The sequence below is a fragment of the Rhizobium yanglingense genome (genome assembly GCF_977109285.1).
In genome coordinates this window covers 454,383-477,500 of record NZ_CDSAWY010000005.1, presented here as the reverse complement: position 1 = coordinate 477,500, position 23,118 = coordinate 454,383, and the positions used below count along the sequence as shown (strand labels likewise).

The 23,118-nt window shown below is 60.7% G+C and carries 16 protein-coding genes, 1 tRNA gene, 2 rRNA genes and 2 pseudogenes (1 of these 21 cut by a window edge); 10 read left to right on the top strand and 11 right to left on the bottom strand.

Features of this window, described 5'->3' with window-relative positions:
- The 3 genes from ACW4PC_RS11910 to ACW4PC_RS11900 all read left to right on the top strand — a co-directional run.
- A 23S ribosomal RNA gene (locus ACW4PC_RS11910) occupies nucleotides 1-1,929 on the top strand (it extends 1,015 nt beyond the left edge of the window).
- Nucleotides 1,930-2,035: 106 nt separating this feature from the next.
- Nucleotides 2,036-2,150 (top strand): 5S ribosomal RNA (rrf, locus tag ACW4PC_RS11905).
- 112 nt (nucleotides 2,151-2,262) lie between these two features.
- A tRNA-Met gene (locus ACW4PC_RS11900) sits at nucleotides 2,263-2,339 on the top strand.
- Nucleotides 2,340-2,913: 574 nt separating this feature from the next.
- Here the strand turns inward: ACW4PC_RS11900 and ACW4PC_RS11895 are convergent.
- From ACW4PC_RS11895 to bglB, 9 genes and pseudogenes are all read right to left on the bottom strand, one after another.
- Nucleotides 2,914-3,807, bottom strand: coding sequence for an alpha/beta hydrolase family protein (locus ACW4PC_RS11895; protein WP_455873955.1), 894 nt, complete (start codon nucleotides 3,805-3,807; stop codon nucleotides 2,914-2,916).
- 12 nt (nucleotides 3,808-3,819) lie between these two features.
- A pseudogene (locus tag ACW4PC_RS11890) lies at nucleotides 3,820-4,330 on the bottom strand (SDR family oxidoreductase).
- Nucleotides 4,314-5,399: an ABC transporter ATP-binding protein gene (locus ACW4PC_RS11885; RefSeq protein ID WP_455873954.1), complete on the bottom strand. Its 1,086-nt coding sequence runs from the start codon at nucleotides 5,397-5,399 to the stop codon at nucleotides 4,314-4,316. Before ACW4PC_RS11885 ends, ACW4PC_RS11890 begins: the two are co-directional and overlap by 17 nt.
- An 11-nt stretch (nucleotides 5,400-5,410) precedes the next feature.
- Nucleotides 5,411-6,463: a carbohydrate ABC transporter permease gene (locus ACW4PC_RS11880; RefSeq protein ID WP_283069367.1), complete on the bottom strand. Its 1,053-nt coding sequence runs from the start codon at nucleotides 6,461-6,463 to the stop codon at nucleotides 5,411-5,413.
- Nucleotides 6,460-7,488: a carbohydrate ABC transporter permease gene (locus ACW4PC_RS11875; RefSeq protein WP_455873953.1), complete on the bottom strand. Its 1,029-nt coding sequence runs from the start codon at nucleotides 7,486-7,488 to the stop codon at nucleotides 6,460-6,462. Before ACW4PC_RS11875 ends, ACW4PC_RS11880 begins: the two co-directional genes overlap by 4 nt.
- Nucleotides 7,489-7,620: 132 nt before the next feature.
- A complete protein-coding gene (locus ACW4PC_RS11870) occupies nucleotides 7,621-8,889 on the bottom strand; it encodes an ABC transporter substrate-binding protein (RefSeq protein ID WP_283069365.1) in 1,269 nt (422 codons plus the stop codon).
- An 82-nt stretch (nucleotides 8,890-8,971) separates the two neighbouring features.
- Nucleotides 8,972-11,456 (bottom strand): annotated as a pseudogene (locus ACW4PC_RS11865) (hypothetical protein).
- On the bottom strand, nucleotides 11,453-12,289 hold the full coding sequence (gene kduI, locus ACW4PC_RS11860; RefSeq protein ID WP_455873952.1) for a 5-dehydro-4-deoxy-D-glucuronate isomerase: 837 nt from the start codon (nucleotides 12,287-12,289) through the stop codon (nucleotides 11,453-11,455). The pseudogene ACW4PC_RS11865 and the gene kduI overlap by 4 nt, the downstream one beginning before the upstream one ends.
- Entirely contained in the window at nucleotides 12,286-13,386 is a 1,101-nt protein-coding gene (gene bglB / locus ACW4PC_RS11855; RefSeq protein ID WP_455873951.1) for a beta-galactosidase BglB, read from the bottom strand. The genes kduI and bglB overlap by 4 nt, the downstream gene beginning before the upstream one ends.
- 115 nt (nucleotides 13,387-13,501) lie before the next feature.
- On the opposite strand from bglB, the gene ACW4PC_RS11850 reads away from it, so the two are divergent.
- Nucleotides 13,502-14,605: a LacI family DNA-binding transcriptional regulator gene (locus tag ACW4PC_RS11850; protein ID WP_455873950.1), complete on the top strand. Its 1,104-nt coding sequence runs from the start codon at nucleotides 13,502-13,504 to the stop codon at nucleotides 14,603-14,605.
- A 273-nt stretch (nucleotides 14,606-14,878) separates the two neighbouring features.
- On the opposite strand, the gene ACW4PC_RS11845 is transcribed toward ACW4PC_RS11850, so the two are convergent.
- Entirely contained in the window at nucleotides 14,879-15,877 is a 999-nt protein-coding gene (locus ACW4PC_RS11845; RefSeq protein ID WP_455874991.1) for a LacI family DNA-binding transcriptional regulator, read from the bottom strand.
- A 227-nt stretch (nucleotides 15,878-16,104) separates the two neighbouring features.
- Here ACW4PC_RS11845 and ACW4PC_RS11840 point away from each other — a divergent pair, with 227 nt between their 5' ends.
- From ACW4PC_RS11840 to ACW4PC_RS11820, 5 genes are all read left to right on the top strand, one after another.
- The gene (locus ACW4PC_RS11840; protein WP_455873949.1) at nucleotides 16,105-17,421 is read left to right on the top strand and encodes an MFS transporter; all 1,317 of its coding nucleotides are present in this window, start codon (nucleotides 16,105-16,107) and stop codon (nucleotides 17,419-17,421) included.
- A gap of 85 nt (nucleotides 17,422-17,506) precedes the next feature.
- Entirely contained in the window at nucleotides 17,507-18,442 is a 936-nt protein-coding gene (gene ltnD / locus ACW4PC_RS11835) for an L-threonate dehydrogenase (RefSeq protein ID WP_455873948.1), read from the top strand.
- 11 nt (nucleotides 18,443-18,453) lie between these two features.
- Complete coding sequence (gene otnI, locus ACW4PC_RS11830) at nucleotides 18,454-19,230, top strand: 2-oxo-tetronate isomerase (RefSeq protein ID WP_455873947.1); 777 nt, start codon at nucleotides 18,454-18,456, stop codon at nucleotides 19,228-19,230.
- Between the two features lie 3 nt (nucleotides 19,231-19,233).
- Nucleotides 19,234-20,514: a 3-oxo-tetronate kinase gene (gene otnK, locus ACW4PC_RS11825; protein ID WP_455873946.1), complete on the top strand. Its 1,281-nt coding sequence runs from the start codon at nucleotides 19,234-19,236 to the stop codon at nucleotides 20,512-20,514.
- Nucleotides 20,515-21,182: 668 nt separating this feature from the next.
- Nucleotides 21,183-21,512, top strand: a complete 330-nt coding sequence (locus ACW4PC_RS11820) for a hypothetical protein (RefSeq protein WP_455873945.1) — start codon at nucleotides 21,183-21,185, stop codon at nucleotides 21,510-21,512.
- Nucleotides 21,513-21,566: 54 nt separating this feature from the next.
- On the opposite strand, the gene ACW4PC_RS11815 is transcribed toward ACW4PC_RS11820, so the two are convergent.
- Nucleotides 21,567-22,202, bottom strand: coding sequence for a response regulator transcription factor (locus ACW4PC_RS11815; RefSeq protein ID WP_455873944.1), 636 nt, complete (start codon nucleotides 22,200-22,202; stop codon nucleotides 21,567-21,569).
- 443 nt (nucleotides 22,203-22,645) lie between these two features.
- On the opposite strand from ACW4PC_RS11815, the gene ACW4PC_RS11810 reads away from it, so the two are divergent.
- Complete coding sequence (locus tag ACW4PC_RS11810; protein ID WP_074069787.1) at nucleotides 22,646-23,038, top strand: response regulator transcription factor; 393 nt, start codon at nucleotides 22,646-22,648, stop codon at nucleotides 23,036-23,038.
- Nucleotides 23,039-23,118 lie beyond the last annotated feature (80 nt).

Genomic DNA, 23,118 nt, shown 5'->3' with positions numbered 1-23,118 from the left:
AGAGCGTCGAGCGAATACCCCCGGGGGTAGAGCACTGGATGGGCTATGGGGACTCACCGTCTTACTGATCCTAACCAAACTCCGAATACCGGGGAGTACTACTCGGCAGACACACGGCGGGTGCTAACGTCCGTCGTGAAAAGGGCAACAACCCTGACCTCCAGCTAAGGTCCCCAAGTCATGGCTAAGTGGGAAAGGATGTGAGGATCCCAAAACAACCAGGATGTTGGCTTAGAAGCAGCCATCATTTAAAGAAAGCGTAACAGCTCACTGGTCTAAATAAGGGTCTTTGCGCCGAAAATGTAACGGGGCTGAAGCCATGCACCGAAGCTGAGGATGTGTAGCAATACACGTGGTAGCGGAGCGTTCCGTAAGCCTGTGAAGGGACAGTCGTGAGACATCCTGGAGGTATCGGAAGTGCGAATGTTGACATGAGTAACGATAAAGAGGGTGAGAGACCCTCTCGCCGAAAGACCAAGGGTTCCTGCTTAAAGTTAATCTGAGCAGGGTTAGCCGGCCCCTAAGACGAGGCGGACACGCGTAGTCGATGGGAACCACGTTAATATTCGTGGGCCTGGTGGTAGTGACGGATTGCTCAACTTGTAAGGTCTTATTGGATTGATCTTGCAGGGACGCGGTTCCAGGAAACAGCTCCACCGTATAGACCGTACCCGAAACCGACACAGGTGGTCAGGTAGAGTATACCAAGGCGCTTGAGAGAACTATGTTGAAGGAACTCGGCAAATTGCACGCGTAACTTCGGAAGAAGCGTGACCCCATTTTGGGCAACCAGGATGGGGTGGCACAGACCAGGGGGTAGCGACTGTTTATCAAAAACACAGGGCTCTGCGAAGTAGCAATACGACGTATAGGGTCTGACGCCTGCCCGGTGCTGGAAGGTTAAAGGGAGAGGTGCAAGCTTTGAACTGAAGCCCCAGTAAACGGCGGCCGTAACTATAACGGTCCTAAGGTAGCGAAATTCCTTGTCGGGTAAGTTCCGACCTGCACGAATGGCGTAACGACTTCCCCGCTGTCTCCAACATAGACTCAGTGAAATTGAATTCCCCGTGAAGATGCGGGGTTCCTGCGGTCAGACGGAAAGACCCCGTGCACCTTTACTATAGCTTTACACTGGCATTCGTGTCGGCATGTGTAGGATAGGTGGTAGGCTTTGAAGCGGGGACGCCAGTTTCCGTGGAGCCATCCTTGAAATACCACCCTTATCGTCATGGATGTCTAACCGCGGTCCGTTATCCGGATCCGGGACAGTGTATGGTGGGTAGTTTGACTGGGGCGGTCGCCTCCGAAAGAGTAACGGAGGCGCGCGATGGTGGGCTCAGACCGGTCGGAAATCGGTCGTCGAGTGCAATGGCATAAGCCCGCCTGACTGCGAGACTGACAAGTCGAGCAGAGACGAAAGTCGGTCATAGTGATCCGGTGGTCCCGCGTGGAAGGGCCATCGCTCAACGGATAAAAGGTACGCCGGGGATAACAGGCTGATGACCCCCAAGAGTCCATATCGACGGGGTTGTTTGGCACCTCGATGTCGGCTCATCGCATCCTGGGGCTGGAGCAGGTCCCAAGGGTTTGGCTGTTCGCCAATTAAAGCGGTACGTGAGCTGGGTTCAGAACGTCGTGAGACAGTTCGGTCCCTATCTGCCGTGGGTGTAGGAATATTGACAGGATCTGTCCCTAGTACGAGAGGACCGGGATGGACATATCTCTGGTGGACCTGTTGTCCTGCCAAGGGCATAGCAGGGTAGCTACATATGGAAGGGATAACCGCTGAAGGCATCTAAGCGGGAAACCCACCTGAAAACGAGTGTTCCCTATCAGAGCCGTGGAAGACGACCACGTTGATAGGCCGGGTGTGGAAGTGCAGCAATGCATGAAGCTTACCGGTACTAATAGCTCGATCGGCTTGATCGTTCTCATTGACAATGCTCATCAAAATGAGCCTGACCCTGACAGGTCAAGACGTGTTCAAAACGAAGTGAAAACTTCACCAGCTTCTCAAATCGTTGCGCTTCGCTGACCTGGTGGTTATGGCGGGGTGGCTGCACCCGTTCCCTTTCCGAACACGGCCGTGAAACGCCCCAGCGCCTATGGTACTTCGTCTCAAGACGCGGGAGAGTCGGTCGCCGCCAGGTCTGCGAAACGCAACAACGAAATCACAAATCTTCTCAACACAATAAAACGGCCATAAGCCGATATAAACCGGCCGCAAACAAAAGCGGTCCGTTCCGCTCAAAAAAACAATAACGCGGGGTGGAGCAGCCCGGTAGCTCGTCAGGCTCATAACCTGAAGGCCGCAGGTTCAAATCCTGCCCCCGCAACCAAACAAACTTTGCCAGGCAAGTTGTTTCTGATCGAACTCCTCCAGATAGCTCTGGAGGAGCTTTTTGCGTTTGGAATCAGAGTCGATCCGCTAGTCACCCGAATCTGAAGTTCGGCTCATTGTTTTTTGGCAAAATCGCTTGACCGAGGCGAGGATTTGGTCGGCGGATTTCACCCATCTGCCGACACGCAGTTCGAGGTTCGATACGAGCTCGTAGTCGCCCGGCGCCATGAGGTCGGCGAGATCGACGTATTGGTTTCGAGGAATGCACGCACCTGGCGCCCATCGGCGGACCGTTCTTCCTCTTCAGGTATGCGGACACGATGCACGCGATGCTTAGGCACGACACCGTGTTCAGGCGGCATAGCGGAGCACCGCCGAACGAGACAGGAGACCGAAACGAGCTCCCGATCCGAGCGACGCCCCGAGAGGGGTTGGGTGACGGCGCCGATTCTCTAGCCACGGTCGTGCACACCGGCCGACCGCGATTTCAACCAAGCCGCTCCATACCTAGCTTACGCCATCAAGTGCCACGTGCGCACGCTGAGCTCGCTGGCACCGCGTCGATTCCGCAATCACTTCAACCGGTATCGAAGAAAGTCGAGGACAGCGCGGCGCATCGATGGGGTTTCCCGGTGGCCGACGCCGGCTTCTGCCAGAAGAGCGATGGCGCCGGGGGCGCCAGCCGTGCGATAGGCGGCGTTCGTTTGGGCGAAAGCGCGCTCTGCTGCGAGCTTTGGAGTCAGCGGATCCTCGAGGCCGAGGCAGATGAGCTGAGGTCGCGGGGCGATGAGGCCGGCGATCTCGCCGATCGAGGTTTCCGACAAAAGGCCGGGGATGGTGAGGTAGTGGCCGTGCAGGTCGTGGGCGCCGGTTTCGACCAGCGTCGCGAAATCGGCGTAACAGCAAAGATGCGCGACAGCCGCGAGGCGAGCATCGATGGCGGCGAGGAAGTAGGAGAGGGTGGCCCCCATCGAAATGCCGGTCATGCCGATCCGGCCGGCATCGACATCGCTGCGCGCGGCGAGCCAGGTCAATGCGGCAGATTGTTCGCCGAGCATCTGCCCGAACAGCGTCCGCCCCTGCCAAAGGGCTGCCTTGGTCGCGGCACTCTCGCTTACCTCGGCGCGCTCTCCGAAAGTCGGCATCTCGATGCACAGGGTGACATAGCCTTCGCTCGCCAGGACAGGTCCGGGTGCATCGAGAAGTGCCGGCCGTCCTTCGATCAGCTCGCTCGCGCCGATGTCGTACCGGCTGCCATGTGCGTGGGCATAGAGAATGGCCGGTCCGGGCGCGCGGCTTGCAGACGGTCGTGTCAGGAAACCGCGGATTTCCGTTCCTCTGGCTAGGCGAAAACGCAGATGCTCAACAACGTGGTCACCTCGGTCTTCCGCGACAGATGCCACGAGATCCAGGGACGTATCCGTCACCCGCAGTAGCGCCCTGAGCCGTTCAACGGAAATCGTCATCGCCACGGCGGCCTATCGGACGAGCCAGCCGCCGTCGACCGGCAGGACGGTGCCCGTCATAGCCTGACGCAGGCGCGGCGAAGAACAGGACCGAGGTGGCGAGATTGTCCGGCGTGCCCCAGCGTCCCATCGGGATGCGCGCGGAAATCTGGGCATTGCGATCGGGATCGTTGCGCAGCGCCTCTGTATTCTCGGTCGCCATATAGCCGTGGGCGATGGCGTTGACGGTGATGCCGTGTGGCGCAAGCTCGTTCGCCATCGCCTTCGTCAGCCCGGTAATGCCGTGCTTGGACGCCGAATAGGCGGGCACCCGGATGCCCCCCTTGGAGAGATCGACCTCGAGCGCGTGAAAGCGGCGGCCGGTCTTCCGGACGAGACCGGCCGTCTCCGGCATGGGAGAGGAGCCGAGCGCCACGATGTCGGCACCGGCATCAGCCAGTGCCAGCGCCATGCCCTGGCCGAGGCCTGTCCTTGCCCCGGTGACCAGGGCGACTTTTCCGGAAAGATCAAACAGCGTTATCAAGGCGCAGGCCCTTCTCGTTGAACAGATGAAGCGGTGCGGCCGAGAGCGACAGGCGGAGCTCGCTCCCGGTCGTCAGGTTGTGCTGGCCAGGTGCGACCACCAGAACCTTCTGCCCGGCGACATCGGCATGGATGACGGTTTCCGAGCCGAGCGCTTCCACGAGCCTGATCTTGGCCGGAATGGCGGTCGGCTCGCTGCCAACCGTAATATGGTGGGGGCGCACGCCGACCGTGACCCGCGCGCCTTGGCCAAGATTGGCGCCGTTGACCGGAAGCTCGATCCGTTGACCGCCGGGCAACGCTGCAACGGCCCTGCCGGACTGCACGAATTCGACCGTTGTTTCGAGGAAATTCATGTGCGGCGAGCCGATGAAGCCCGCAACGAAGCGGTTGGCCGGTGAATTGTAGAGTTCGAGCGGCGTGCCGACCTGCTCGATCCGGCCGGCGCGCAGCACGACGATCCGGTCCGCCAGCGTCATCGCCTCGACCTGGTCGTGGGTAACGTAGATCATTGTCGCCGAAAGCCGGGCATGGAGTGCTGCAAGCTCGGCGCGCGTTGAGCCGCGCAGCTCGGCGTCGAGGTTGGACAGCGGTTCGTCGAGCAGGAAGGCGACCGGCCTGCGCACGATGGCGCGACCGATGGCGACACGCTGACGCTGGCCGCCAGAGAGCTGGCCCGGTCGCCGGTCGAGATAGGCCTCGATCTCCAGCATGCGCGCGGCTTCGCCGATACGCTCGGCGATCTCCGCCTTCGGCATCCTGGTGTTTTCCAGGCCGAAGGCGAGGTTCTGGCGCACGCTCATATGCGGATAGAGCGCATAGGACTGGAACACCATGGCAAGGCCGCGGTCGGCGGCCGGGATAGTGTTGACCACCTTGCCGTCGATGGCGAGTTCGCCGCCTGTCGGCTTTTCCAACCCGGCGATCATGCGAAGCAGTGTCGACTTTCCGCAACCGGAGGGCCCGACGAAGACGACCAGTTCGCCGTCCTTGATCTCCAGGTTGATGCCATGGAGCACGTCGACCGCCCCGAAGGATTTCGTGACATTGGTGAGCTTGATATGACCCATGACGGCCTCCTCTATTTCAGTCCGGTTCCGGCAATGCCGGTGGTGATGAAGCGCTGCAGGAAGATGAAGACGAGGACGACCGGGATCATCGTCACCACCGTCATCGCCAGGATGAAATGCCACTGCACATTGAGCTCGCCGGAATAGATGCTGAGGCCAACCTGCAGAGTATAGAGTTCCTTGCGCGACAGCACGATCAGCGGCCAGAGGAAGTCGTTCCAGCGCCAGACCACGGAGAAGATCGCAAGAACGGCGAGCGCGGGCGCGGTCAAGGGCAGGATGATGCGCCAATAGATCTGCCATTCCGACGCCTTGTCCATGCGGGCCGCGTCGATCAATTCGTCGGGAATGGTCAGCATGTACTGGCGCAGGATGAATACGCCGGTCGGCGTCGCCACGGTCGGCAGGATGACGCCCCAGAGATTGTTGAAGAGGCCGAGCGCCGAGACGATCGAATAGAGGGGCACCATGATCACCGAGAGCGGCACCATCAGAGTGGCAAGGATGAGCAGCATGGCAAATGTCCGGCCGCGAAACTCGTATTTGCTGAGCGCAAAGGCCGCCATTGAATTGACCACGAGCGTAATCAGCGTTGCCGTTACCGTCACGAAGACGGAATTCCACAGATAGCGGACGAAATCGAAATGGGTGAAGGGTTCGGTATAGTTCTCCGAGGCGAACGACATTTCGCGGACCGGGGCGCGCTGCGAGATGTTGACCTTGACGATCTCCCCCGGTTTCTGCGGATCGATCATCTGGCTCACGATGCCGATGCGCCGGACTTCGGCGAGTGTCGCCTTGCTGCCATCCGGCAGCGTGACGTTGTAGAGATCGAGCGGTTTGTCATAGCCTTCGACCGTCACTTTCTGAGTGACGTAGGGCAAGATGGTCGGCGGGAATTCGGCAAGGGCTGCCGGAGACTTGAATGACGAGCCGACGAGCCAGACTGCCGGGCCGAACATGACGAACAGGCCGCCGACGAGCCAGACCCAGGTGACGATATCCGTCCAGTGCCAGCCCTTGCCGCCCTTGCGGCGCAGGATGAATTCCGCAACCCGGCTCATTTGCGGGCTCCCTTCTTCTCACTGGATCGGCTGAGGCCGAGCTGCATCAGCGTCAGCACGACGAGGACGACACCCATGAGGATCGAGGCCGCCGCGGCAAGCCCGGGATTGCGCAACTGCGTGGCAAAGCCGGTCTCGTAGATATACTGGGTGAGGTAGAGCGTGCTGGTGCCCGGTCCGCCGCCCGTCAAGACGTAGACTTCATCGAAGATCTGCACGGCCTTGATAAGGACGAGGACGACAACGACGAGCAGGTTGGGCGCAAGCAGCGGCATGGTGATGCGCAGGAACGCCCGCGTCGGCCGGGTGCCATCCATTTCGGCGGCTTCGTAAAGATCCTTCGGGATCGCCTGCAGGCCGGCGAGCAGGATCAGCGTGTAAAAGCCCATATGCGCCCAGATCGACACGCCGATCGTGGCGGCAAAGGCCCAGTTGCGATCGTTCAGCCAGGCATAGGGATCAAAGCCGAAACCGTAGAGGCCGAAGTTCATCAGGCCCTGGCGCTGCAGGATCCATTTCCAGATCAGGCCGACAACGACAGGCGACAGCAGCACCGGGAAGAAGAACACCGCCCGCCAGAAGCTGCGCGCCGCCAGCTCACGGTTGAGGATCAGCGCGGTCACGAGCGAGACGGCGATCATCAGGGTGACCTGGATGATGACGAACCAGCCGGTATTGCCGACGGCCGTCCAGAACGTGTCTTCGGCGCAGCTATTGGGATTGAGATAGTTCGTGCAGTCGAACAGCCGGGCATATTGATCGCCGCCGACGAAGCTGCGATCCGGCAGGAAGAGGGCAGTCCCACCGGTCATCGAATAGGCGAAGTTGATGAAGAAGGGCAGAAGCACGAAGATGCCGAAGATCAGCATGTTGGGCAGCAGGAAAAAGGCCGCCATGCCGCTGATCCCGGTCACCCTTTGCAGCCACCGCAGCGGCGCGTCGATCAGCCCCATCGCGAAGCGCACCGGCGCGAGAACGACTTCGCCAATACCGGAGCCGGTCTTTCCGAGAACATTTGCCTTCATTGCCCACCTCCCTGCGGCAGGAGGAAAACTTACTCGTTTCCAGCTGCTGTCGCATTTTGCAAACTGCTTCTCAAGACGTGCAAGTGGGAGGCGAGCGGCGACGCAGTTTTGCTGCCGCCGCCCGCCTCACTGTTAGCGGCCCGAATCCTTGACCTTGGCCGCGATGTCCGCATCGATACGGGTGTAGGCTTCGGCCACCGGCATCTCGCCCGCAGCTGCCTGGCTCACTCGGGTGACCAGCGCCGCATAGTAGGTGTCCGACCAGAACCAGCCGGGCAGCTTCCGGGCGATATCGGAAAGCGAGCCGGTCGCCCCGACGAAGATGTTCAGGGCTGCCTTTGCCTGTGCATCGTCAGTCTTGAAATCCAGACCCTTTTCGACCACGCCTTTGTGCGCGGGCAGGAACAGCGTGCGTTCGGAAAATTCCTTCACGATGTCTTCGCGTGCCAGATAATCCATGACCTTGGCCACTTCGGTCGGGTTCTTGGTGTATTTGACCGCGACCAGGCCAGCGCCGCCGGTCATGCCGGTGCAGTTTGTCGGACCGCAAGGGCTGCCGGTTGCGACCCAGTCGAAGTTCGAGCCGATCTTGGTCGAGAAGTTCGGGACCTGCCAGGAGCCGGAATAGTAGTAGGCGAGCTGGCCGTTGATGAAATCGTCGGCGCCGGCGCGGTAGGTTGAGCCAGCTGCAGACACCCAGACGTCCTTGCTCATCGTTCCGTCGCCGACCCAGCCGACGAATTTTTCGATGAACGCCTTGGCGCCGTCATCCAGCGGAGCGGGTTTTCCGTCGGCACCGATGTAGTTCGAGCCATAGGCTAGGATCGGTCCGCTCAAGCGGTGACCGGATCGGTCAAGCGCCATGGCGAAAGGCACCTGCTGGCTTTCGGCGACCTGCTTGGAGGCCTTGGCCCAGTCGTCCCAGGTCGCATCCTTGCCCGGCAGGGCAATGCCCGCCTGGTCGAACAGCGTCTTGTTGGCAAAACCGCCGGCAAGCGTGATCTGCGTCATGAAGCCGGAAATCTGGTTGGACCCATCCGGACGCATCCAGTCGGCCTGAGCGCCGAAATTCGTGTCCCAATAGGCGGCGTCGGCGACCAGCGGGCGAAGATCGAGCCAATGCTGGCTCATTGCCTTCAGGTTGGTGACGCGGGCGATATCCGGACCGTCGCCGGCTTCAAGCTGCACTGGCAGCTGTTCGCGCACGACCGTGTAGGACACGTTGTCGAGCACGACGTTGATCCCGGGATTTTCCTTCATGAAGCGGTCGAGCAGATCTTTCAGGACCTCGCCCTCGACGCCATCGGAATACCACATGATGCGGACGTCGCCGGCGAGTGCCGCCGTCGACGTCAAAAGCCCGACGGCAAGCGCCGCCAGCAGTGTTCTGGTCTTTTGCATTGTCTTCCTCCTCTTGTGCACGAGCCCTTCTCCCGCTCGCAGGTAAACGTCGCGCCGGTTTCTCCTAGCCGGCGCTTCGCTATCAGTTGGCAGCCAGCATGGTGACCTCGCCGGCAACCGTGAAGTCCTTGGGCGAAACGGTGCGGCCCTCGGCCTCGACCGATCCGTCGGCGCGAAACGTTACTGTGCCGTAGTCCGGGTCCTCGATAGCGAGCGAGCCGTCTTCCTTCTCCTCGACCGCAAGCGCCGTGAACCGGGCTTCTACCGCGGCAAGGGTGGAGGCCTCGCAGACCCGAACGATCCAGCGGGTTTTTCTGCCGTATTGGCGCAGTTCCGCATTGGCGGATGGACCATCCTTGATCGCGACGAGATCGGTGCTGCCGCGCAGCATCATCGCGCCGTGTCCCGCAGCGCGCCAGCGCAAGGGTTCCATTGACGCTGCTCTCGTCGAACTCGCCAACCGGAAACCAGGCATGGGTGAAATCCGGCTGCTCTTCAAAGGTGGAAAAGTCGAGTACGGCCAACCCCCGGTACTGGTGGGCGCGAGGGAGGGTGCCGCAACCACCCCAAAAGGACGGCCGGCCGTACCCGAACTGAATTGTTTCACCGGGATGGTTGATCCAGACGGCCGCTTCTGGCCGCTCGCCGAGCCGCAGATGCAGCACGGTTTCCTGGTAACCCCATTCGTTCCAGCGGTAATGGGCAGCGGACCCCATGGCGAAGTCGCGGCTCTTGTAGTGATAGAGCGCTGCGAACCTGTTTTCGCCTTGGGCAAACCGCCATTCCTGGTGCTCGTCGGCCTGATGGCAGGCGACAGTGACAAGGCTTTCCGGAACGGTGAGGCCATGATCGCGCAGGCATACGGCGAGCTGCGGCAGTGCATGGACACGGCGGCCATACCAGCCCTTGCCCCAGAGTAGACGGGCAACCCCCGAAAGCTCCAGAGAACGGCCGGCGCAAAGCGTGTGTTCGTAGGAGCGCCCCTGCGCTGCTGTCACCATGCCGTGATGCGCCGAACGGGCGATCACTTCGCACAGGCGAACGATGCCCTTCTGCGCGCGCTCGGCGATGTCGGCATCGGGTGACAGGGCGGCGAGCGCGGTCAGCCCCTTGAGGTCGATCGGGAAATAGGGGGCGGAGTTGAACTCCGCCATTTCCCAGGCCTCGAAATGGTCGAGCCAGGCGCGAACACGGGCAGCACCAACGGCGCTCTGCTCGGCGCCTGTGCGGCCGGAGCGGGCGAAGGTCTTGTCGGCCAGAAGATGTCCGGCGAGATGGGCCGAGGTGTGGAACAGCAGCGCGTGGTTTTCGGAGAAGTACCATTGAACGTCGTTGCCGGGCTCATCCATCCAGTAGCGGAAACCGACGATCGCCTCGTCGATGCGGGCGCGTGTCGCCTCGCCGATGTCCTTGCCCCAGACGGTGCGCGACCAGATCAGCGGAACGAGCGAGAAATCGGCGCAGTCGTGGCAGTCCTCGATCGATGGCAGGATTTCCTCGATCATCGCATCGGTGTCGGCGCCACTGCGGCCGCTTGCCAGCCGCGCAAAGGCGCGGACGGTATCGCGTTCGGAAAATTCGGAGATCTCGTCCAGAGTTTCGGTGATCCGTTCGGCAAGTGCTGCCGGTGCTTCGCCCTGACGGCCGGCATGGCAGATTTCGACGCCGAGCGAGCGCGAGGCGACGAAACCGCCGGCCTTCAGCGTGATGCGGAAATGACGGAAGTCGGCGGGTGCGTTTTCCGAGAGGCCAATAACCAGACGCGCATCGCCGGCCTTGAGGACGAAGTCGTAGTCGAAGCGCTCGGTCGACATGAAGTCGCCTTCGACGGTCACATTGACATCGACATCCACCGGCAAGGGCTCGGCGAGAAGCAGTGTGATGTCGCCTTCGAAATAGGCCGTCTTGTCGAAATGCATGCCTTCGAGCGCCGCCTCGATCGTCTCGGCGATCTTGCCTTCGATCGGCACGGGCACGGCGACGCTTGCCGGCGGTCCGTCGAGATAATCAAGCTGGAAGAAATAGCGCGCATCGCGTTCGGCCAGATCGTCGAAGAAGATGGTGACCTCGTTCAGTCCTTCTTCCAGCGGCAGGTCGAATTCAGCCTTTGCCTCGAGGTTGCGGCTATAGGGCGCCATCCAGCCGATCTCGTTGCCATTCAGCCAGAGAACCGCGCCGCCACAGGTACCAAGGCGGACCTTTGCCGTCCCGCCTTTCTCGGCAGCGATGAATGTGCGGGCAAAGGTGGCAAGTCGCGTCGGGCGGAACCAGAAGCCGGAGAGATCGAGCCGCGGCGAGCCGAAAGGCAGCCACCAGCGCGCCGCGTCGAACGCGCCGCGCACGTCCGGCCGCTTGCCGCGATAGGTTTCGGCGAAGATCGTGCGGCAGGGATATTCGTGCGGAATGAAGTTCTTGTGCTTGGTGAGGAAGAAGAACGGGTCCATCTCACCCTTCATCGAGGCGTCGGGAACGTCGAAACGCTCCTCGGCGATCGTGCCGAGCTGCCAGTAGCGGATGGCTTCGCCGGGGCTAAGGTCACGGTCCATAAGTGATCTCATCGGGCTCATTTCAGTTCCGCTAGGGCCACCGGGGCCACATCGTTATATTCCTGGTTTTCTCCAGTCATGCCCCAGACGAAGGCATAGGGGCCGGTGCCGGCGCCCATATGTATAGACCAGGCGGGTGACAAGACGGCGTCGCCGTTGGCGCCGATGAGGTGACGCGTTTCTTCCGGGCGGCCCATCAGGTGGATGATGCGATCTTCCGCCGCCATGTCGAAATAGCAATAGGCTTCCATCCGGCGCTCGTGCAGATGCGGCGGCATGGTGTTCCAGACGCTGCCTTCGGCAAGATCGGTAATGCCCATCAATAGCAGGCAGGACGGTGTCACCTCGGGATGAATGTACATGGCGAGCCGTCGCTTGTTCGACCGGCGGCCGTCTCCCAGATCGATAGCCTTCAATTCCGCCTTCTTGATCAGCCGGTGGGGGATGTCGGCGCCGGCGGGCACCGAGTTCATGTAGAACCGGGCAGGGGTCTTTCCCGAGAGGCTCGCCATCGCAATCTCGCGCGCACCGCGGCCGAGATAGAGCACGTCGCGGTTTTCCAGCGTGAAGGACTGCCCGTCGACGGTCACGGTGCCCGTGCCGCCGAGATTGGCAATGCCCATTTCGCGGGCAGACAGGAGATAGGGCGTGCCGATCTCGGCGCCGGAGCCGAAGGTCACGCTTTGAGAAACCGGCATCGCACCGCCGAGAAGCAGGCGATCGACATGCGAATAGGTGAAATTGACAGCGTCCGGCAGGAACAGGTCCGTCATCAGGAAGGCGCTGCGGAGCTTCTCCGTATCATAGGCTTTGACGTCTTCCGGTGCCGCTCCGTACAAAATCTTCATCGTCATGCTGGTTGTCCTTCCGTGCCGACATGCTGCAGGCCTTCGGAGAGGCACAGGATTGCCAGCGCTTGGCCGTAGCCGGTCGGTTGAATGGGGATATCCTTGTAGAACTCGAGATCGTGGCCCATGCGCGTACCGTAGGAGACGTTGAGCACGGTGCCGGTCTCGTCGATATTGTCCATCACCACCTGCAGGGCTTTCAGCCCGGCTTCGCGCCATGCCGGCGTGCCGAGCCCAAGGCGGTAACCTTTCAGAAGGCCGTAGCCGATGCCGGCCGTGGAGGAAATCTCTTCATAGGAGGTGGGATCGTCGAGCAAGGTGCGCCAGGCGCCGGACGGAGCCTGGAGCGCGAGCAGCGCATCGACCTGCGCCACGAGAACGCCCTGCAGAAAATCTTTCACCGGCTTGCTGATCTCGGCGAGGTCGAAGAAATCAAGCAGACCCGCCGTGATCCAGGCATTGCCGCGCGCCCAGCGCGCTTCGGCGAAATTGTGCCGTCCGTCGAAGGTCCAGCCGTGGAACCAGAGGCCGGTATGGGTGTCTGCGAGGTAACGTGTGTGAACCAGGAATTGCCGCGATGCCTCATCGACCAGTTCGCGCCGACCGCTCGCCTGACCGTAGGATGCTAGGAACAGGGCGACCATATAGAGGGTGTCGTCCCAAAGTTCGTTGTCGTTGACCTTGTCGGAGACGTGATGCTCGAAACCGCCTTCCGGGGTGCGGCCCATGTCCGACATTACGCGGTTTGCCCAGTCGTCGAGGACCGGCTGCCATCGGGGGTCGCGGGTCTTGGCCCACAGCACCGACAGGCCGAGCATCGGCGCCGTGGTGTTGACGTTGAGCTGCGGCAGGCCCGCCTCGATACGTGCCTGGTACCAGCTTTCGATGAGCTGGCGCAGGTCGTCGCGGCCGGTGAAAAGCCAGAGCTTGATCAGGCCATAGAGGCCGACGCCCTGCGGCCACTCCCAGCTATCAAAGCTGATGTAGTCGCCGGCGGTTCCGTCGAGATTGGGTTCGTGAAAGCGACCATCGTGCTTCAGGCCGGTCGTTCCGGCGACAAGGCGTTCGAGACGATCGCGAATATCGCGGCCATTCGGGGCCATAGCATTCCTCCCAACTCCGTCCGCTCTTCGGCGGTTCCGTTGAGAAAATAAAGCCACGGGGTTTTTTCTTGCGCAATCTGAAAATTTTTCTCATGATTGCGGCAGGAGACGAAGGATGACTGTCAAACCATTGCCGGGCAAACGTGGAAAGAAGAGCAAACGCGTGCGTCTGGAAGATATTGCGGAGGCCTGCGGGGTTTCGCTGAGCACCGCCTCGCGTGCCCTTGCGGGCGAAAAAGGCGTTCGGCCGGAAATCCGCCAGCAGGTGCTCGAAGCCGCAAAGACTGCCAATTACGTCATTCCAACCGCGGTTGCGGGGCAGAAAGTCATTCTTGCCGCATCGAGCGCTGCCATGATCGACTATGTGCGCAACCAGTTCACGCTCTATGTCCTGGAAGGCTTGAAGGATCGGGCGCAGGCGCTCGGGCTCGAAATCGTCACGCGGCCGATCGGAGACAGACAAGAGGAACTTGCCGTTCTGAAGGAGGCGCTGGATGATCCGCAGGTTGCCGGCCTGCTGTTTCTCACTGTCGATGACGAGGGCATGCTTGCCGCCACGCGCGGCTTTCACAAGCCTGTGGTCCTTCTCAACAGCGACGATCCGTTCATGCGGCTGTCCAGCGTCACGCCCTGCAACCGCTCAAGCGCGCGGCTCGCCGCCGATCACCTGATCGATCTCGGCCACGAGCGTATCCTGTTCCTGATGCGGCCCGGCCGGCGCACCATCGAAAGGCGCTACGAAGGCTGGAAGGACGCGTTGCTGCATCGCGGACTACCCTTCGACAAGGGTCTCATGGTGCCTGTCGAAGACTGGCTTCCGGAGCTTGCCGCCCAGGCAGTCGCGGCACGCATCGCTGCCCGCGGGCTCGATTTCACCGCCATACTGGCCGCTGGCGACAGCCTGGCCGTCGGTGCGATGATGGGTGTCCAGCAGTCCGGATTTACTGTGCCAGGCGACGTTTCAGTGATGGGTATGGACGATCTTCCGCAGGCGGCCTTCCTCAATCCGCCGCTGACGACCATGCATATCCCAATGCGCGAGATCGGCTCGGTGGCGCTCGATCTGCTGCGCGACAACCTCTCCAGCCTGCCCATGCCGCCGCGTCGCGTGGAACTTGCCTGCCGTCTCGTTGAACGCGCATCCACCGCTCGGTGCCGGCCTGTTCCCATTCACCAGATTTCTATGGATAGTCAGGATCGAGAGAGCTTTCCTCGCTGACGGCGAATTGGCAAGTCTCCGTGGTTTCAAGCCCCCGCAACCAAAATTTACGACAAACTCAATGGGCTCCGACGAAACTCGGAGCCCTTTTTTGCGTTCAAATGGTGAAATTCGGGTTGACCGAAAGCGATGCATACACCCCATCTGGCGATGGCAGGTCAGCGGGTTTTCCGTGACTAAGCGATCCAGGAATTAGATCAGGTTGTGAACTTCTATGTGTGCTGCCTAATAGGCCAGAAGCACCGACGTATATTTTGCCCGCCAGAGGTCAAGTCAGGCGGTTGCCCCTTCGATCAGCTCAAATCCGAGATCGACGACCTGGGATGGCGCATTATTGACGACAAGCTGTGCTGCCACCTTTCCGGTCTCAACGCGCGGGGTGCGGATGGTCGAGAGCGGTTGCGGCGTTGCCCGGCCGATATCGAGACCGTTATAGCCGAAAATGGCAAGCTGCGAGGGGATCGAAATTCCCCTTGCGAGGCAATGAAAATAACCACCAAGCGCCATGTCGTCGTTCGAAAAATAAACCGCATCGAGATCTGCGGTCCGGGCGAGCAAGCGCTCCAGCCCTAGCCTGCCGTTCTCCACGGATGATGCCCCCGCGAGAATTTCGCGATCGGCGAGGGTCGCATCGCCAGCGGCGAGCGCTTCGCAGAAGCCGGAAAACCGCTTGCCGGCGCGGGTATCGCGGTTCAGGTCGTGACCGACATAGCCGATGTGGCGATAGCCCCGCTTTAGCAGGAAAGCAGCACTTTCCCGTCCGGCAGCGCGGTTGGAAAAACCAACCGCCATGTCGAGAGCATCACCGTCCAGATCGAGCAGTTCCACGATCCGGCAACCGCTCGCGCGCAATCTCTTTACGGTGCCGTCAGTGTGCTCGTATCCCGCCACCATGACTGCCGCCGGCCGCCAGGCGAGCATCGCGGCGGTCAGGGATTCCTCCTTCTCCGGATCATAGTCGCTGACGGAGAAAACCGCCTGGTATCGGTTTTCCTCCAGAATAGTGCTGGCGCCTCTCAGGACGTCGGGGAAGACGATGTTTGAAAGCGATGGGACGACGAAGGCAACAAGACGCGAACCGGTGGAGGCGAGAGTTCCCGCGATCCGGTTCGGTACATAACCCAGTCGCTCGACCGCTGCCATGACCCGGTCCCGCGTCTTGTCGGAAAAGGAACCGTGGTTGCGCAGCACGCGTGATACGGTGCTCTCGCCGACCCCGGCCGCTTCTGCGACCTCGGCAAGGGTCACTGTAGCCTGATGTTTGAATTCCACGGTCATGCTTGAATCCAACCCTGGCGCTGCCTCAGTGGCGGGCGATGAGAATCCACCGTGCCACCATTTTTCACCGCTTTCACCAAGAAGCAAGTTCCTTTTTGGCAGCGCTGCCAATTTCGCTATTGGCAGCGCTGCCAAAATGGTCTAAATAAAATGGCAGCGCTGCCAACATCCCGGCCGGCGTACCGCGGAAGGAGACTTGCGGTAAACCCTTGGAGGAAATCATGACGCTGCAAACGCAGGCGCCAGTCGATGGCGTGTACCCCGCACAGGCGGTGGAGGATCGTGCCTATGGCAAGGTATTCTGGCGAATCGTCCCTTTTTTGATGCTGTGCTACGTGGTCGCGTATCTCGACCGCGTCAATGTCGGCTTCGCGAAGCTCCAGATGGCGAGTGAACTCGGCCTGTCGGAAGCGGCCTATGGCATCGGCGCAGGCATTTTCTTCATCGGGTATTTTCTGTTTGAAGTGCCCAGCAACGTCATCATGAACAAGGTTGGCGCGCGGGTGTGGATGGCCCGTATCATGGTCACCTGGGGCCTCGTTTCCGCCGCTTTCATGTTCACCTCGTCGGAAACCGTCTTTTATATCCTGCGTTTCCTTCTGGGCGTTGCCGAGGCGGGATTTTTCCCCGGCATAATCTTGTACCTGACGTCCTGGTATCCGGCGCACCGCCGCGCCAAGATCATTACCACGTTCATGTCCGCGATCCCGATATCCGCCATCTTCGGCAATCCGCTTTCGGGCCTGCTGATGGACAGCTTCCACGGAACGCACGGTCTTTCCGGCTGGCAATGGATGTTCCTGATCGAAGCCATTCCGGCCATCCTTTTCGGCGTCGCCACGTACTTCTACCTCGATGATACGATCCGTGCCGCCAAATGGCTGGACGAAGATGAAAAGGCGGTGCTGACGGCCAATATCGAAGCGGAGAACCGAGCCAAGGTTTCGAGCCCCCACAGCATTGCCGGAACACTGACAGACCGCCGCGTCTGGCTGATGTGCCTTATCTATTTTTGCTTCGTGCTCGGGCAGTACGGACTGAATTTCTGGATGCCGTCCATTGTGAAGGCCTCGGGCGTAACCGGAAATCTGAATATCGGCCTGATTTCCGCGATCCCCTACATCTGCGCTTTCGTTGTCATGCTGGCGCTCGGACGCTCCTCCGACAGATTGCGCGAACGGCGGTGGCACCTCGTCATTCCCGCCCTCATCGCGGCCGGCGGTTTTGTCGCAGCAACGACGGCTACAAGCACGACAGTCGCCATTGCCTGCCTCTCGCTCGCCACCGCAGGCGCCATCAGTTGCGCACCCCTTTTCTGGTCCCTTCCGACGGCTTTTCTCGTCGGTACGGGTGCGGCCGCCGGAATTGCCTGGATCAATTCGGTCGGAAACCTCGCCGGATTTCTCGGGCCGTTTCTGGTGGGTTATCTGAAGGACCTCACCGGCAGCAACAGCACGGGCATGTATTTCCTGGCCGCAGCGCTCGTCGTCGGCTCGCTGGCCGTGCTGGCGGTTCCCGGAAAAACCGTCAATCGCTAAACCTTCCAAGCTGCCGCCCTCCGGAGATCTACGGCTCGAAGGGGCGCGGACCTGCTAGATTTTCAAAAACCTGGAGAATATCGTCATGGCATCGCATGCTGAAAATCTGGGACAGACGGTCGCTGCCGTGATCGGCCTCGGCTCCATGGGGGCCGGCATGGCCCGGTCGATGAAGCGCGCAGGCCTCGACGTCGTCGGCTATGACATCACGCCTGCCGCCATCGATCGCTTCGTCGCGGATGGCGGGCGTGGCGCGGCCACCGCCGCCGACGCGGTTCGGGGCGCTGACATCATCGTTTCAGTCGTCGTAAACGGCGCGCAGACCGCGGCCCTATTGTTTGGTGCCGAAGGTGTCGCAAGCCTAATGAAACCAGGAGCCGTATTCATTTCTTCGGCGACAATGGATCCTGCCGTTGCGCGAGACCTGGCACACCAGGTGGAAGCCATCGGCCTACACTACCTCGACGCGCCAATTTCCGGCGGCGCGGCAAAAGCGTCGAGCGGCGAGCTGACGATCATGGCGTCCGGCTCCAGGCCTGCCTTCGAAGCGGCTCGCCCGGCCCTCGATGCCATGGCCGCCAAGGTCTATGAACTTGGCGATGCGGCTGGCACAGGGGCAGCCTTCAAGATGATCAACCAACTCCTTGCCGGCGTGCACATCGCAGCTGCGTGCGAAGCGATCGCCTTCGCTGCCAAGCAAGGCCTCGATCTCGATAAGGTCTACGAGGTGATCACGGCGTCGGCCGGCAATTCGTGGATGTTCGAAAACCGGATCCCGCATGTGCTGGCGGGAGATTATACGCCGCTCAGCGCCATCGAGATTTTCGTCAAGGATCTCGGCATCGTTCAAGACATGGCGCGTTCGGAGCGTTATCCGGTACCGTTGGTGGCGGCCGCCTTGCAGATGTACCTTGCGGCTTCAGGCGCGGGTATGGGCCGTGACGATGATTCCTCGCTCGCCCGGCTCTATGCCCAGCTTTCAGGTGCGAAATTGCCTGGCACAGTCAAAGAGTCGCGATAAAGGAGGTAGGTATGCCCATTTTCGCAGCCAACCTGACGATGATGTTTAACGAATGGTCGTTCCTCGATCGCTTCAGTGCTGCAGCGGATGCCGGATTTGCCGCCGTCGAATACCTTTTTCCCTATGAAGCCCCGCCGGAAGCGATCGCCGAACGGCTAACCCGCAACAACCTGCGGCAGGCACTGTTCAATCTGCCGCCGGGTGATTGGCTAGCGGGCGAGCGTGGTATCGCAGCTCTTCCTGGGCGGTTCGACGAATTGAAGTCTGACGTGGAACGGGCACTGGACTATGCGGCGGCGACCGGCGCAAAGCGGCTGCATCTAATGGCAGGGCTTGCCGAGCCCTTTGATACAGAGGCCGCAACCTGCTATCGGCATTCCGTGGCCTACACTGCGGCGCGGCTCGGAGAGAACGGTATCGATCTGTTGATTGAGCCCATCAACGGACGAAACATGCCGGGATACTTCCTCAATGATTTCGGTGCCGCTGAGCGGCTCATCACCGACCTCGGCCTGCCCAATCTAAAGCTTCAGTTCGACGTCTATCACCGCCAGATCCTGCATGGCGACGTGGTCATGGGCTTGCGCCGGTTGCTGCCGATGACCGGTCATATCCAGGTCGCTAGCGTGCCGTCGCGCAATGAGCCGGATGGGGAGGAGCTAAACTATCCCTATTTGTTCGAGGAATTTGACCGGCTCGGTTACGGCGGCTTTGTAGGCTGCGAATATATCCCCCGAGGCCAGACGCTGGACGGCCTCGACTGGTTCAGACCTTTTGCAAGGAGCTAGCCGATGACCCTCCTGCTCGGATCGATCGCCGACGATTACACCGGCGCGTCAGACCTTGCCAACACGCTGACGAAGAACGGTCTTCGCACCGTGCAGACCGTCGGCATTCCCGACCCGTCGCTGGTGTTGCCGGAAGTCGACGCAGTCGTCGTCTCCATGAAAATTCGCTCCGTCGCGGCTGGTGACGCCGTGGCTGCGGCGACGGAGGCCGAACAATGGCTGCGCAAACGCGGGGCGGCCCATGTGCTTTACAAGGTCTGCTCGACCTTCGATTCGACCGATGCCGGCAATATCGGTCCGGTAACGGAGGCGCTGAACATTGCTGCCGGCGGCGGCACGGTGCTGGTTACGCCCGCCTTCCCGGAAACTGGACGCACCGTCTATCTCGGTCACCTCTTTGTCGGCGGGCAACCGCTGAACGAAAGCCCGCTAAAGGATCACCCCCTCAATCCAATGCATGATGCCAATTTGGTGCGCGTCATGGCCCGGCAGTCGCGCGGTGCGGTCGATATTGTCGATCTCGCAACGGTCTCGGCCGGAGCCGGTGCGGTAAAGGCGCGGCTTGAGGCTCTGCGCGCCGCGGGCGCGACCGCCGCGATCGCGGATGCGATCTTCGAACAGGATCTTGAAACGCTCGGCGAGGTGGCGCTCCAAACACCGGTGTCTACCGGCGCATCGGGCCTCGGTCTTGGTCTCGCCCGCGCCCTTACGCGCTCAGGCCGGGTATCTTCCACGACTGCAGCAACTGCAGACGCCATGCGCCCCGTGGGCGGGCTTGCGGCGATCGTTGCCGGCAGCTGCTCCAGCGCGACGCTCCGGCAGCTAGACATCGCCGAACGGTCGTTGCCCGTTCTGCGGCTCAATCCGGAAAAACTGCTTGCCGGCCCCGAGGAGATTTCCGCCGCGATTTCCTGGGCCGGAGACCGCATTTCCGCCGGCCCCGTCGTCGTCGCAGCGAGCGCGTCGCCGGAAACCGTTTCCCGGCTGCAATCGCAATACGGACGGGACGCCTCGGGCCACGCGATCGAAACCGCGACGTCGATCATTGCCGAGGAACTTATGACAAGAGGCGTGCGGCGCCTGGTGATCGCCGGCGGCGAAACCTCCGGCGCAGCGGTCGACAGGCTCGCCATTCCAGCATTTCTGATCGGCCTGGAAATCGCGCCTGGTGTACCGGTGCTGCGAACGGTCGGCAATAAGCAGGGCGACATGCTCCTGGCCCTGAAATCCGGAAACTTCGGAGGCGAGGATTTCTTCACGGCTGCGCTAGCAATGATGCACTGACTTGATAATCGGGTCGAGGACTTCCATCGACGTCGGTTCTTGGGGTTACTATCTAGTCCCGCGTAAAAGCGCACCTAGCCCCTCGTATAAGTCATCCCTTCCTCGTTGGTATCTGATCCTTCCTCCTGATCAATAGGCAGGTCCGACAACGTGCTGCTATCGTCAGTGTACATTCTCCCCCGGGGCCGTTTCCCAAAGCGCCATCAATGGACGGGCGGCACATCGGGGAGGCGGAGCCGCCCGAAAAGACGGAAATGCTATTTCACAGCGGCTCAATCTTTCGAATGGGAAGCTTCGAAACCGAAGCCGGTTCAATTCACCATCGAGGTGCGGATCATGAGCAAGGCAGCAGCTATTTTCTTTGCAGTCGTGATCGCTGCTCCGGCAGTGGCGCATGATGCGACGCCAACGGCGGCACAGCCGCACGGATGGACATATCCGTTTTCGTGCTGCAGCGGGATGGATTGCCGCGAGGTCCGCGATCAAGGGGTTCTCGAGGGACCCCGCGGATATGTCATCAAGCTCACTGGGGAGCTCATAACGCCACTGGATACTCGCATCAAGAACAGTCCAGACGGGCAGTTTCACCAATGCACGGTGGCCGGCGAGCCCACGGGTCGCACCATTTGCCTGTTCGTTCCTCCGCGCTCCTTTTAAGGATTGTCACCATGACACAAGAACTCAACCGCATCGAAATCGATCTGCAGCGCATGTCAGAAGGCTGGACGATAGCATCAGGTTATCCGATCCAGATGCCGCCAGACTATCCATCAGTGCCGAATTTGGACCCTGAAGCGCATTTGATGAGGTTTTCCGTCATGCCGCGCGAAACAATCGCGCCTCTCGGGGGGCAAGCTTTGCAATCCCGGACATCTGCTTTTACCCTGTACGCGACTGGGACGCGCTTCGGTCTCTTGTGCTACTCGCTCGGGCTTGTCCGCCTTGTAGAGGACTTTGAGGAGCTTTGCCTTTCGCAGCATTCCGTGACGCTACATTAAGGTCAAGCGGTGCCCTCCAAGGACTCTTTTGTCGGGAGGATTGGCCGGGCGGACCTAAGAGCCTTGCGGCTTTCCTGGCTCGAGCTTCAGCTTATCCGCCATGAGGGCGAGTTCGGGCAAGGACTTGGCACGCATCTTCTGCATGACCTGGCTGCGATGAACCTTTACGGTAATCTCGCTCACGCCCAGATCGGCGGCGATCTGTTTATTTAGCCGTCCAATCACCACCATAGCCATCACCTCGCGCTCGCGCGGGGTCAGGCTATCAAAACTCGCACGCAACTTCGCCAACGCTTTTTCACTCTCAATCCAAGCGCGGTCGCGCGCCAGGCCGACGTGAACGGCGTCGAGCAAATCCTGCTCGCGGAACGGTTTCGTCAGGAACTCAATCGCGCCCCCTTTCATCGCTTGGACGGACATGGGAATGTCGCCGTGCCCGGTGATGAAGACGATCGGCAGCTGAATATTTCTCCGCGATAACTCTCGTTGAAATTCAAGACCGCTTTGTCCCGGCAGCCGGACATCGAGCACGAGGCAGGTCGGCCCGTTGGGTCGTCCAGACTTGAGGAAGTCGTCCACAGAGGCGAGGAGTTTCACGTCAAAACCGACGGAACGCAGCAGGCTGCCGAGCGCCTCGCGGATCGCCGGATCATCATCGATGACGATGGCGGTTGCTGGCATCTCCGTCATGTCAGCGCACCTCAGGGGGAGCCGGATCTTGCGGGCACGAGGTGTCTGCACCCGCTGCTGCGGTATCGGGGCGAGCCCAACCGACAGAGTGGCGATGCCGCAATGAGAACACTCCCCTCTCTCTTCTCAGCCGGTGCCGAACCGAAGCTTTCTCGCACATCAGAATGCGCCCTAATTCCTTCAGCCACAAGGCCAGTTACAATGGGATCGGGCTGCCGGCCAAGGCGTTGCACCTCCTGCCATCGCCCGCACGTCAAACCGGCAGCCAGCTGGCCCAAAAACTCATCCTGGCAAGCTCGGCTCTTCGCGACGACGAGTCTTAAACAATCTATACCATCGTATAGCTCCCTATGCCTTTGTCGCCCTTGCAGGCTGATGTATCTTACAGCCGCGACCACACCTAGATTTCTGCAAAAACGCCTATCGCGAATTTGGAGGCAGTAGTGCCAACGAAGAAGCCTCTAATTGCGATCGTCGATGATGACCAGTCGATGCGCGAGGCCACCAAGGGACTCATGAGGTCGCTGGGATTTGATGCCGAGGCTTTTTCGTCCGCCGATGATTTCTTGAAATTCCCCCATCTAAACCGCACGGCCTGCCTGGTAACGGACATCCATATGCCCGGAATGAGTGGGCTTGATCTGCACCGGAGCCTGGTTGCGTTGGGCGAGAGCATTCCGACCGTTCTGATCACTGCCTATCCGAACGAGAATGTGCACGCGCGTGGGTTGGGGCCGGACATTGTCGGCTATCTGGCAAAGCCGTTTGGCGAGCAGGATCTGCTGAAGTGCATCCGTTCTGCGCTAGCGCGCGGTAGCGACGGCGACAATGATTGATGAGGGGCTGCTGACGCCAGGCTGCACGTCGAAGGCGATGCATGAAGTGTCGCCAGGACCCGACACCTCGCACTGCCGGC